At 37.5% G+C, this 12467-nt stretch carries 15 protein-coding genes; 1 reads left to right on the forward strand and 14 read right to left on the reverse strand.

All coding sequences use genetic code 11. The annotated features are described in order from the left end of the window. Window positions 1-2: 2 nt before the first annotated feature. The 14 genes from JM172_RS04320 to rpiB all read right to left on the reverse strand — a co-directional run bounded on the left by JM172_RS04320 (window position 3) and on the right by rpiB (window position 11602). Complete coding sequence (locus tag JM172_RS04320) at window positions 3-548, reverse strand: F0F1 ATP synthase subunit delta (protein ID WP_214480864.1); 546 nt, start codon at window positions 546-548, stop codon at window positions 3-5. Further along, window positions 545-1075 (reverse strand): F0F1 ATP synthase subunit B, encoded by a 531-nt coding sequence (gene atpF, locus JM172_RS04325; RefSeq protein ID WP_214480942.1) that lies wholly within the window; start codon window positions 1073-1075, stop codon window positions 545-547. The genes JM172_RS04320 and atpF overlap by 4 nt, the downstream gene beginning before the upstream one ends. Window positions 1076-1258: 183 nt before the next feature. Then, window positions 1259-1483 (reverse strand): F0F1 ATP synthase subunit C, encoded by a 225-nt coding sequence (gene atpE / locus JM172_RS04330; RefSeq protein ID WP_214480865.1) that lies wholly within the window; start codon window positions 1481-1483, stop codon window positions 1259-1261. An 87-nt stretch (window positions 1484-1570) separates the two neighbouring features. Then, window positions 1571-2305, reverse strand: coding sequence for a F0F1 ATP synthase subunit A (gene atpB, locus JM172_RS04335; RefSeq protein WP_214480866.1), 735 nt, complete (start codon window positions 2303-2305; stop codon window positions 1571-1573). 7 nt (window positions 2306-2312) lie between these two features. Further along, window positions 2313-2693: an ATP synthase subunit I gene (locus JM172_RS04340; RefSeq protein ID WP_214480867.1), complete on the reverse strand. Its 381-nt coding sequence runs from the start codon at window positions 2691-2693 to the stop codon at window positions 2313-2315. 2 nt (window positions 2694-2695) lie between these two features. Continuing rightward, window positions 2696-2920, reverse strand: a complete 225-nt coding sequence (locus JM172_RS04345; protein WP_214480868.1) for an AtpZ/AtpI family protein — start codon at window positions 2918-2920, stop codon at window positions 2696-2698. A gap of 195 nt (window positions 2921-3115) precedes the next feature. Continuing rightward, on the reverse strand, window positions 3116-5371 hold the full coding sequence (locus tag JM172_RS04350; RefSeq protein ID WP_214480869.1) for a S8 family serine peptidase: 2256 nt from the start codon (window positions 5369-5371) through the stop codon (window positions 3116-3118). Between the two features lie 590 nt (window positions 5372-5961). After that, the gene (gene wecB, locus JM172_RS04355; protein WP_214480870.1) at window positions 5962-7107 is read right to left on the reverse strand and encodes a non-hydrolyzing UDP-N-acetylglucosamine 2-epimerase; all 1146 of its coding nucleotides are present in this window, start codon (window positions 7105-7107) and stop codon (window positions 5962-5964) included. Between the two features lie 178 nt (window positions 7108-7285). After that, the gene (gene upp, locus JM172_RS04360; RefSeq protein WP_214480871.1) at window positions 7286-7915 is read right to left on the reverse strand and encodes a uracil phosphoribosyltransferase; all 630 of its coding nucleotides are present in this window, start codon (window positions 7913-7915) and stop codon (window positions 7286-7288) included. 330 nt (window positions 7916-8245) lie between these two features. Next, entirely contained in the window at window positions 8246-9487 is a 1242-nt protein-coding gene (locus JM172_RS04365; RefSeq protein WP_214480872.1) for a serine hydroxymethyltransferase, read from the reverse strand. Window positions 9488-9603: 116 nt separating this feature from the next. Then, window positions 9604-10056: a GNAT family N-acetyltransferase gene (locus tag JM172_RS04370; protein ID WP_214480873.1), complete on the reverse strand. Its 453-nt coding sequence runs from the start codon at window positions 10054-10056 to the stop codon at window positions 9604-9606. Between the two features lie 197 nt (window positions 10057-10253). Further along, window positions 10254-10577 (reverse strand): DUF2621 family protein, encoded by a 324-nt coding sequence (locus tag JM172_RS04375; RefSeq protein ID WP_214480874.1) that lies wholly within the window; start codon window positions 10575-10577, stop codon window positions 10254-10256. Then, window positions 10571-11143, reverse strand: a complete 573-nt coding sequence (locus JM172_RS04380) for a TIGR01440 family protein (RefSeq protein ID WP_214480875.1) — start codon at window positions 11141-11143, stop codon at window positions 10571-10573. The genes JM172_RS04375 and JM172_RS04380 overlap by 7 nt, the downstream gene beginning before the upstream one ends. A 21-nt stretch (window positions 11144-11164) precedes the next feature. Further along, window positions 11165-11602 (reverse strand): ribose 5-phosphate isomerase B, encoded by a 438-nt coding sequence (gene rpiB / locus JM172_RS04385; RefSeq protein WP_214480876.1) that lies wholly within the window; start codon window positions 11600-11602, stop codon window positions 11165-11167. A 244-nt stretch (window positions 11603-11846) separates the two neighbouring features. On the opposite strand from rpiB, the gene JM172_RS04390 reads away from it, so the two are divergent. Next, window positions 11847-12401, forward strand: a complete 555-nt coding sequence (locus tag JM172_RS04390) for a YfiT family bacillithiol transferase (RefSeq protein ID WP_214480877.1) — start codon at window positions 11847-11849, stop codon at window positions 12399-12401. Window positions 12402-12467 lie beyond the last annotated feature (66 nt).

The following is a 12467-nucleotide window of genomic DNA, read 5'->3' on the forward strand; positions in this document are numbered from 1 at the left end:
ATCTACGATCTATTTCCTACGAGCTGACGTTCAATACGCTCTAGCTTGCTGCTAACGCTCCCGTCATATATACGATTACCGATGCGGATTTTAATGCCCCCGATCAGTGTATGATCAACTATATTTTCAATATTAAGAGACTGCTTACCAACCTTTGTCGCAAATACATTTGATAACGTATTTTTTTCTACATCCGATAAAGGCTTAACAGTAAATACCTTAGCATCTGCAACACCGCGCTCATCATTTGACAATGATAAGAACTCATTCACTACATCAACAACGATGTTTAAGCGATGGCGTTCTACTAATAGAGAAAGCGTGTTCACCACGATTGAAGAAGCAGATTTGAAAGCCTCTTGTAGCGATGCCTTCTTCTTAGCAACAGATACCTTAGGGTGATGCAGAACAGAAAGAAACTGCTCATTGTCTGTAAACACTTGTTTAACGACGCGAAGTTCCTCACCAATCTGATCAAGGATATTCTGTTCCTTTGCTAATTGGAAAAGAGCCAGCGCATATCGTTTTGCTACGATTTCTTTGCTCATCGCCCTTCTCCTACTTCTTGAATGTAATCATTTATAAGTTTTTCTTGATCTTGTTCATTTAGTTCTTTTTCAATTACTTTCGATGCAATAAGAACAGATAACGATGCTACTTGTTCACGTAATGCAGCAATAGCTTGTTCTTTTTCTTGCTCAATTGCTTGAGTTGCAGAATCTTTTACACGCTCAGCTTCGATGCGGGCAGCATTAACGATATCGTTTTTCTGCTCCTCACCAATTTTCTTCGCACCTTCAATAAGTTCCTGCGCTTCTTTACGTGCATCCTTTAATAACTGACGCTGTTCTTCAAGAAGCCCCTGAGCTTCTTTGCTACTTTGTTCAGCAGTCGTAATTTCGTTAGCAATATGTTCTTCACGTTGTTTCATAATGCCCATTAGTGGACCCCATGCAAACTTCTTTAATAGCAATAATAGGATAAGGAAGATAATTAATTGTGCGAGAATATCTCCACCATTAAAAAGTGGTATGTCACCGCCTTCTCCACCAGCTCCTGCTCCTAATACCAACATGTCTAATTTGAACATATCTTCGTTCACTCCCTTCAAGAGATTTCATGAAGACGTTCAAAAACCTAATGTCTTTGAACGATTGTATGTGTAAGAAAATTAAAATTATATTATTTAAACAAAAGGAATGGCGAAGGTTCTCTGAACATGTTCTTCGCCATTACCCCACTAATCAAAGATCTACTATTATGAACCCATTACCATAAATGCGATAACAACAGCGATGATAGGAAGTGCCTCAACTAGTGCAACCCCAATGAACATTGTTGTTTGTAACATACCACGTGCTTCAGGCTGACGAGCCATTCCTTCAACTGTACGAGATACGATAAGACCGTTACCAATACCAGCACCTAGTGCTCCTAAACCAATTGCAATTGCTGCTGCTAATAAACCAACAGAACCTGTCATAATAAAAAGTCCTCCTTTAATTTGTGAAAGTAATAGTATGAATTAAAAAGATGTGTCCAAAAATTAATTTTGAACGAGTAGATTTATTTAATGGTCATGGCTCACTTTGTGTGCCAGATAAACCATTGTTAACATTGTAAAGATAAACGCTTGAATTGCACCAACGAATATACTGAAACCTTGCCAAGCTAACATAAGCGGAATAGAAGCTAAAGTTCCAATAATTCCAGAACCGATACTTGCAGCATACCCACTTGTAGCCAAACCTGCTAGTAATCCTAGAAGGATTTCACCCGCGAATATATTACCATAAAGACGAAGACCCAGTGTTAATGTGTTAGCAAACTCTTCGATAATCTTAAATGGCAACATAAAAGGAAATGGTTTGATAAAGTCTCTACCATATTCTTTTACACCTTTCATTTTCACACCATAATAGTGTGACAATCCAACAACCATTATCGCTAATGTTAGCGTAACGACTGGATCAGCAGTCGGTGATTTCCACCATAGCTCACCATTTACTTGAACCGCAAATGGTAGACCTAACATATTGGCAACAATGATGTATAGGAATAACGTTAATCCTAACGTTAAGAATCTTCCACCAGTTTGCCAATCCATCGAGCTATTTATAATTCCTTTAATAAAGTCTACTACCCACTCGATGAAGTTTTGCTTACCTGTAGGTTTCATAGATAGAGAACGAGTACAGATGACTGCGATAATAAATACAATTGTAGCAGTAACTAGCATCATTAATACATTACTTAAATTAAAATTAAGGCCTAAAAATTCTTCAATTGGAGCTCCATGATTCATTTATTATTCACCTCTCTTCCCCGCGATGAATGAGTTGAAAAAAATAATCTATTATAATGACGATATAGATCGTCATTAATCCCAAAATTGCTGAGTATAAATGAATCTTGTCTGGATATTGTAATGCAATATACACGACAAGTGCAGCTGAAGCCATCCGGTTAAATGTTCCTAGTGAACGAACTTTAGTACCTTCTTCCACCGCTTTAGTAAACCGATTTGACCGGCGAACCATGATCCATAAATTATACAAACTTATTATTGTACCAAATATCAACCCTAAAAAAACCGATTGATATGGTGTGAACCCCCAACCTAACACGTAGATTGAAAGCAGAAATAATATGTATTTTCTATAACGTATAGACATTTGCTGCAAATCTTGCATAATTAGGAATCTCCCGAAAAATAGTGGTTGATCAGGCGCACCATAGCAAATACACCAGCTGCTAGTCCAATAAGAAGACCAATAATTAAAAACAATGGTGCCGTTTCCAATTTACTATCGATCCATCTACCAGAAAAAATGCCAAATAAAACTGAACCTACTAGTTGCGAGAGAATGGTCGACATTAGTGCCATCGCTCGTAAAGGGTGTCGTTGGTTTTGACGCATTCCGACATAAACCTCACAATAATACTTTTCAAAACAGCATTAAAAAATGTCTGAAAAGTCTTGTTTTTACCCGCTTGTAAGCCTTATTTTTTACATCCTTTGTAAGCATACAATAGCACATAGTCAATGTCAATCTGTTTGTTGTGAAATGTTCACATTACATAAGCCGACAAAATGTTATATTATTAGATTACACTATTTTTCGTTGTTAGCGATGTCTTCTATGACTACCATTGTTTCAAACGAATCCTCCCTCCCCTCTTTTTTGGCAAAGACAATTGCTTTATAAACACCTTCTGCTGGAACTTCATCGAACGATAATGTTTTTTCAAATAAACCTCGCTCTACATCCTTTTGCCAGTCTAAATATGTAATAAAATGAAATGTATCTGGGTCATACAAAGCTATAGCTAATTCTTCAGCACCACCAGGCAAATATAGCTCATATTGATATGTAGCTGGTTCGTCTCCAATTGTAAATTCAAAGCCCATCACCCTTGGATAATCCGGTTCATCTACTACAAAGAGATAAGGTAATGTAATACGTTTGTTATTTTCTCTTATGACAAATGCTCCTGTATGTAAGCCACCCTCAAACATATTTGGTGTAATATCAAATTTAACATCAACTTGCTTCTTCTCTTTAGGCTGTAATGTAAAGGACATAGGCAAACCCCATTGTAGTCCAGCCTGATGCTTTGGATATTCGAATGAATAATAAGCACGCTTTGTAGATTGATTTTCAATGGTGAGTGTCACTTTTTTCTTTTGCCGAACATCCTCTGTTTGAAATTGCCCGAAGGCAACTGAACTAGGATATACTAAAGTACTTGCTCTAATGGCTTCGGCAAGTTGAATTCTTCCAGCTCCTTGTTCATAGGGCTTATATAAACTCCCATCCTCCTTCGTTAGCGTTTTAGCTGTATTCATCAAAGCTGCCTTTACTTGCTCTGGCGTCCAATCAGGATGAGCTTGTTTTATTAACGCACATGCCCCTGCCACATGGGGCGCGGCCATACTCGTGCCTTGTAATTGTAAATAGCCATTCGGAACCGTACTATCAATTGCCACGCCTGGAGCGACAATATCAGGCTTAATACCCCAAGTATATGTAACAGGTCCTCTTGAACTAAAGTCAGCTAACACATCCTTACTAGGTCGTTGAGACGTATACAATAGCCTCTTACCTTCATCATGCCGTGCCTTTAGCCATATGCCTTCTTTTTGTGACATTGATACTACAGGAATTGTTGGCTGCTCCTCAAGAGTTCCTAGGAAATCTCCTTCTTTATGATTATAAATAATTACTCCAACCGCACCTTCTGCTTGAGCATTTAATGCTTTTTCAGTAAAGGTAATCTTTCCGCGCTCAATGAGGACAATTTTCCCCTTCACATCAACTAGATCTTCTTTGGTACCAAGACCGCCAAGAACAAATGAAGTCGGTTTGTTTATGTCCCAAGCATGTGAACCCTGCATGGTAGATAACTCGATCTCTTCATCGTGAAAAGCGACCTTAATAAAAGGATTATGCATTGGAGGCGTTGACGCACCAACAGAAATCGATTTTAAGGACGTACCAGGTGAGCCGACCGTCCATATGCTAGGACCAGAATTACCACTTGACGTGACAGCAATGATGCCCTGTTCAACAGCTTTATCAAGCGCTAAACTAGTAGGCCAATCCGGACCGTTCACTGTAGTTCCAAGAGATAGATTAATAACATCTACTTGATCTTCAATCGCTTTTTCAATAGCTGCAATGACCTGATCGCTCGTACCAACTCCTCCTGGACCTAATGCACGATATGCGATAATTTCTGCTTCTGGTGCGACTCCTTTCACCTTTCCATTCGCTGCAATGATTCCAGCTACGTGAGTACCGTGCAGTGTAGGTAATCCTTCAGCAGCAATCGTCTCCATTGGGTCATTATCATCGTCAATAACATCAAATCCTCCTCCGTAGTTTTTTTGTAAATCTGGATGTGTATAATCTACCCCTGTATCAATGACCCCGACTCTCATACCCTTTCCAGTTAATCTTACATTCTCAGGATCAAACAGCCCCCTTACTTCGTGACCACCGATAAAAGGGACGCTCTTTTCAAGCGTTACACGATATGTGGAAACTGAAGAAGAGTGCTTCACCCATGATTTCTGTAATAATTTATGTATATCCTGTGACTTACCTTCTACAGCAAACCCTTTAAATGCTATTTCATATATTTGATTAACCCTTATTGATGGAAGTGAGTTGGATAGTTGCTTTTTTGCTCTTTCAAAATGCTCTTCCTCAACGACAATAATAGCCTTCTCTTGTTTATTCGGAACAAATTTTGGTATAGGGGGTCTGTCAGGGTAAGTTATAACTTGATTTACTGCTTTAAACTCCTCATGCTGATAAGTAAGATTCAATGTTATAAGTAAGATAAGAAGAAATAGTAGATTCATTTGCCTGAATACTCGCATAGCATCACCTCAGGCTTTAGTTTTATACGAATGGAATCATTTTATGTGAGGGATACATGTTAATTTCGAGTAAAATGCGGTGTTTTTGTCCAAAACTCTTACTTTACTGTCGAAACTTCTAGGTTTACTGTCCTAATCAACAGGTTTACTATCCTAATCAACAGGTTTACTATCCTAATCAACAGATTTACTATCCAAATCAACTGGTTTACTATCCTAATCAACAGATTTACTATCCTAATCAACAGATTTACTATCCTAATCAACAGATTTACTATCCTAATCAATGGGTTTACTGTCCAAATCAACTAGTTTACTGTCGAAGCTGTACCTGTTACAGTCCAAGCAACGACTTTTATTGCCCAAACTAAAAAAGACTGACACTCATCAGTCTTTTTTAATGGCTGTATTCGCATTAAATGTTGCTTTTCGTACTAAGAGCCAAACACAATTAAACAAATAGAGTTCGTGGCATCTTTTCTTCTGTACAACAATGACTAACCATATAAAACAACTTTTTTGGTTCTAACAATAGCTACAAAGTTTACGAAAAGAGCCTATATTAAAAATTTCTATATTAAATAATCTGCTGGTCTGTTAGCTAATTGTTTAAAATAATACTTTATGGCTTCCGCTATACGCTTAGATGCTTCACCATCACCATATGGATTACTCGCTTGTGCCATTTTCTCATATTCTTCCTTATTTGTGAGAAGTTCAGTTGCTAATTGATGGATCGTGTCTGCATCAGTTCCTGCTAATTTTAATGTACCTGCATCAATGCCTTCAGGGCGTTCGGTTGTGTCACGAAGTACAAGGACAGGTACTCCTAAGGAAGGCGCTTCTTCTTGAACACCACCTGAATCTGTCAAGATAAGGTGAGCTCTTGAGGCAAAATTATGAAAATCAATCACATCTAATGGTTCAATTAAGTGAATGCGCGAATCATTTCCTAACACGTCATTAGCCAGCTCTCTTACAGCAGGATTTAAGTGAACAGGATACACAACTTGAACATCACTGTGTTCTTCAACAAGACGTTTCACCGCTCGGAATATATTCCGCATCGGTTCGCCAACATTTTCGCGACGATGTGCTGTTAATAAAATTAGTCGATCATGACCGAGTTGATCTAAAATAGGGTGTGTATACTGATCCTTCACTGTCGTTGTTAACGCATCAATCGCAGTATTCCCTGTAATAAATATTCCTTGTTCCTCTTTATTTTCATTTAAAAGGTTAGATTGTGCTTTAGAAGTTGGAGCAAAGTGTAAATCAGCTAATACTCCCGTTAACTGCCTGTTCATTTCTTCTGGAAACGGTGAAAACTTGTTCCAAGTACGAAGTCCAGCCTCTACGTGACCGACAACAATTTTGTTATAATATGCTGCAAGACTCGCCACAAAAGTCGTTGTCGTGTCACCGTGTACAAGCACGATGTCCGGTTGTACTTTTTTCATTACATCTTCTAAGCCTTCAAGCCCTCTCGTTGTAATGTCAGTTAACGTTTGACGTTCCTTCATAATATTCAAATCATAATCAGGCGTAATCCCGAAAATATGTAAAACTTGATCAAGCATTTCTCGATGCTGAGCGGTTACAGTTACAATTGATTCAAAATGCTCGGATTGTTTTTGCAACTCTAGTACTAGCGGTGCCATTTTAATTGCTTCAGGACGAGTTCCAAAAATCGTCATCACTCTTATCCGTTTAGTCATCTCCAGACGCCTCCACTAACAATGTTATCTTAGTTATACCATTTGAATAACTTAAACGAAAAAGGTCAAATTCAATAACTCTCAAGCGCAAATACAATACATTAAGAGGAATCAGACCCTTAACAAACCTAGAAAATCAAGTAAAGTCTGCTCTACTTGATTTTCAAAAAATATTAATTTATTTCGTTCCGAACAATCGATCACCAGCGTCACCTAAACCTGGAACAATGTAGCCATGATCATTAAGTTTTTCATCTAAAGCAGCAAGATATATGTCAACATCAGGATGTTCAGTTTTAACTACCTCAACGCCCTCAGGAGCAGCGATTAAGCACATTAATTTAATGTTTTTGGCACCACGTTTTTTTAATGAATGAATTGCTTCGACTGCTGACCCTCCAGTTGCTAACATCGGATCAACTACAATAAAGTCACGTTCAGCTACATCAGAAGGAAGCTTCACATAGTATTCAACTGGTTGCAATGTTTTTGGGTCACGATACAGTCCAATATGTCCAACTTTTGCAGCAGGAATCAACTTTAGGATGCCATCTACCATTCCTAAGCCAGCTCTTAAAATAGGAATAATACCTAATTTTTTCCCCGTTAATATTTTTGAGTTTGTTTTATTAACAGGTGTTTCAATAACCGTATCTTCAAGTGGAAGATCACGCGTAATTTCAAATGCCATGAGAGTTGCTACTTCATCAACTAATTCACGGAATTCTTTCGTACCTGTATGTTTATCTCGAATATATGTAAGCTTATGTTGAATGAGGGGGTGATCAAACACATATACTTTCGCCATCTTAATATCTCTCCTTTTCGTTTTCACTTCAATTGATTTTACAGAAAAACCTCCAACAGTTCAAGCTTCACTTAAGAAAAGGACTAGCTCCTCAATCCCAGCTCATATAAGGGGGCATTATCATATTAAATATTATGTTAAATGCTCTATAAAAAACCATTTGGATGGGAAAGGCATGATAAATAACATCTCCTAATAACACCTCTTCAAACGAGGTAAGTTTTCTTTTTTTATAGCAGTCTCAAAGTTAATCGAATAATTACCTAAATTTAACACTTTACCACAAACAAAAAGCTAGACTTGCAAAAATGCAGTCTAGCTTATGTCATATTATTTATCTTCATATAATGGGAATTTTTTAATTAAAGTTGCTACACGTTCTTTCGCTTCTTCCAGCTTTTCTTCATTATCATGGTTATTGAGCGTAAACGCAATGATTGCTGCCGTTTCTTTCATAGCCTCTATATCAAAGCCACGGCTTGTTACAGCAGCTGTACCTATACGAATTCCGCTAGTAACAAACGGACTTTCAGGATCAAATGGTATTGTATTCTTGTTAACTGTAATACCTACATCATCAAGGATTTTTTCAGCCAATTTACCTGTAATATTTAACGAACGGACATCTAGTAAAACAAGGTGATTATCAGTACCATCGGAAACGAGTGTGATACCTTCTTCTTTTAAGCTTTCAGCAAGTTGCTTAGCGTTAGCTATAACATTTCCTGCATACTGTTTAAAGCTGTCTTCAAGTGCTTCACCAAATGAAACTGCTTTTGCAGCAATGACATGCATAAGCGGGCCACCTTGAATTCCTGGAAAAATTGATTTATCAATCTTCTTACCGAACTCTTCCTTACATAAAATCATACCACCACGTGGTCCACGCAATGTTTTATGTGTTGTCGTTGTAACAAAATCTGCAAACGGAATTGGATTTTGGTGTAAGCCTGCAGCTACCAAGCCTGCAATATGAGCCATATCAACCATTAAATAAGCCCCTACTTCATCAGCAATTTCTCGGAAACGTTTAAAGTCTATTTCTCGTGGGTATGCACTTGCTCCTGCAACAATTAATTTTGGTTTGTGCAGTTTAGCTTTCTCTAGAACATCCTCATAATTAATACGATGAGTATCTTGATCTACACCATACTCTACGAAATTATATTGGACTCCACTAAAATTGACGGGGCTACCATGAGTTAAATGACCACCGTGGGATAAATTCATTCCTAACACTGTATCGCCATGTTCAAGGATCGTAAAATACACAGCCATATTCGCTTGTGCACCTGAGTGTGGTTGCACATTTGCATACTCAGCACCAAAGATTTGTTTTGCGCGGTCACGCGCAATATCCTCAACAACATCAACATGCTCACAGCCTCCGTAATAACGTCGACCAGGATAACCTTCCGCATACTTATTTGTTAATACAGATCCTTGCGCTTCCATTACTGCCTCACTTACAAAATTCTCAGATGCAATTAATTCAATTTTTGTACGCTGTCTAGTCAATTCTTCATTCATTGCTTTAAAAACGGTTTGATCTTGCTGCGATAAGTTTTTCATGTAAATCCCCTCCGATGGCTTCTGCCCATATGTTTTTTCCGAAAATTAATTTCTATTATAGCACATGATTATACCCCGATCCACGAAAAAAAGAACAAAAAACACTTATCATGGTGTTATTGTTCGGAACTACGAACATTCAAACCTTTTCCCATTAATACATGCGGAATGCCGTCCTCCATAAAAACATCAGACAATATATCATAACCAAGCTTTTTGTAAAAGCCTTCTGCTTGTGTTTGACCGTGTAACTTCACTCTTGTTATTTGTTTATCCTTTGCTATTCCTTCAAGTGCTTGAATAATGACTTTTCCAACACCAAATTTACGGTATGGAGCTAAGACACATATTCTTTCAAGTTTGCCTTGTCCATCAACAAAACGAATTCTACCAGTCCCTATAGCTTCATCGTTGATAAAAACAAGAACATGATCACATTTTCCGTTTAATTGATCATATTCATCAAATTCATCTTCTAACGGTACCCCTTGTTCCTCTACAAACACTGTTGTTCTAATATGAAATGCCGTTTTTAATTCATTCTCCGTTGTTATCCGCTTTGTTTTCATCATGTATCCTTTCTTGTAGAAACGATGCTATCCCTATGTTTCGTTGGATGTTGTCACCTAAAAGAACAATTTCATTGTTAAAAACATAGATCACCTACGAAAAGCCATGTTAATCAATGATTTTACTGTTTTAACAACATCGTTATTGAAAACATTTTATCATCAACCCAATAACAGATTGAAAAACAGTTAACAAACTACCCCACTATATCCTTGTACGGGGTAAGGTCGATGTTTTTCGATTTTAACACATCAATGACACGCCCCTTCATATTTCCAGGTGCTGCCATAAGATACCCTCTTATAACTTCATCCATTGATATTTTATTAACTGATATTTCAAGGATTCTTCTTTCAATTCCTTTTTTAGCCATTGGTCGAGCAAAAACTGGGATTAGCTTAAGTAACTCCTCATATAGTTCTTTTGCATCATTTTCCCATTCCATTATTGTCATCATCCTTCCATTTAATATTAATAAGAATCCAGCAATAGTGCTGTTATAACAAAATAAGATTAACATTGTTTATTTTCTTTGTTACTCGCATAAACAGCTCTTTCACCACCGATAAGTTTTGGTCTTGATTTAGCAAGGGTGACATGAGCATGTCCAATTTGATTGATGGAGCACCGAACTGGAACAGCCACATGCTTAATATGCATTCCGATAAAAGTATCACCGATATCAATACCAGCATCTGCTTTTATAAACTCTACAACAACCGGATCAATGAAATGGTGATAAGCATATGTAGGTACCGACCCACCTGCAGAGCGAATAGGTGTTACTGTTACTTCTGTAAGCTGTTTGTCTAATGCTGTTTGTCTTTCTACAACTAACGCCCTGTTCAAATGTTCGCAGCATTGAAATGCTATTTGGAAACCATACATCTCTTTTAATGCCATACATTCTTTTACGACCATCTCTGCAACTTCCATCGTACCAGATGTTCCAATTCGTTCGCCTAAGATTTCACTCGTACTGCAACCAACGACTAACAGCTGTTGATTCCCTAGCGATGCAATTTGTTGGAACTCACTTAAAATCATATGTAATTGCTGCTGCCATTTTAATATATCAGCACTCATGTCGGCTCGCTCTCCTTCGTGTTATTTTTCGTATTTAGTAATTTTGTTAATTCGATTCTCATGTCGTCCACCTTCAAAGTCAGTAGTCAACCAAACTTTCGCAATCTCTCTTGCTAGTCCAGGGCCTATTACTCGCTCACCCATAGCCAAAATATTGCTATTATTATGTTCACGCGTTGCTTTTGCGCTGAATAAGTCATGGACAAGAGCACATCGAATTCCTTTCACCTTATTAGCTGCAATACTCATCCCTATCCCAGTACCACATATTAATATACCTCTATCAACCTCTCCACTCACTACTTTCTCCGCAACTGGTAGTGCATAATCAGGGTAATCAACTGATTCGCCACATTCACAGCCTAGATCAACATAATCTATGTTCATCTCTTCCATTAAGCCTTTAATTTCTTCACGAATATTTACTCCACCATGATCTGATGCAATTGCTATTTTCATTATTAATCCTCCATTTACGTATTATTGCCCCAAAGAGGTATCCGTCTATATGATAGTGTATTTGGAATAGAACAAGCAAATACTTTATGCACATTGTTACACGTGAATTTTCAAACTCTTCTGAGCTGAGAATAATTTGTTCGGTAAAAAGACCATATAGTTTTGATTTAACTTTTAACTACTTGATAAACTTTCTTGGTGTAAAATAATGTTAAAGATTCTATTGAAGTAAGGAGGAAGAAAGATGGAAGATTTACGATACCCGATAGGTAAACCTAAGCTAGACGATAATTTAGCCAAAGAACAACTAGATTTATGGATTAATCAAATAGAAAAAACACCTTTAAGGCTTCAACAAACTGTAAAAGGTTTATCGGAAGCACAGTTAAATACCGCGTATCGACCAGAGGGATGGACAGTAAGACAGGTTGTACATCATGTGGCAGATGCTCATATCAATGGTTTTATTCGATTTAAGTGGACGCTGACTGAAAATGACCCACATATTAAAGTTTATGATCAGCAAGGGTTTGCACAGTTACACGATTCTTCATCAGCACCTATTGATTTATCACTTGATCTATTAACAGCTTTACATAAAAAATGGGTAGTATTATTGCGCTCATTACAACCTAGCGATTTAGAAAAGCAGTTTATCCATCCAGATTCAGGAGTAGTTAAATTGAAAACAGCTATTGGTATTTATGCTTGGCATGGGCGTCATCACATCGCTCACATTACAAGTTTAATAGATAGACGAGGTTGGAAAAATAACGAAAAAGTAATTGATAGAGGATAATAGGTATAACAATCTATAATGCACACAGTGTTTATAATAAGGCCGCTTCGGCATTAATTATTGCAC

It is taken from the genome of Bacillus sp. SM2101, from assembly GCF_018588585.1.
In the GTDB taxonomy this organism is placed as follows: domain Bacteria; phylum Bacillota; class Bacilli; order Bacillales; family SM2101; genus Nanhaiella; species Nanhaiella sioensis.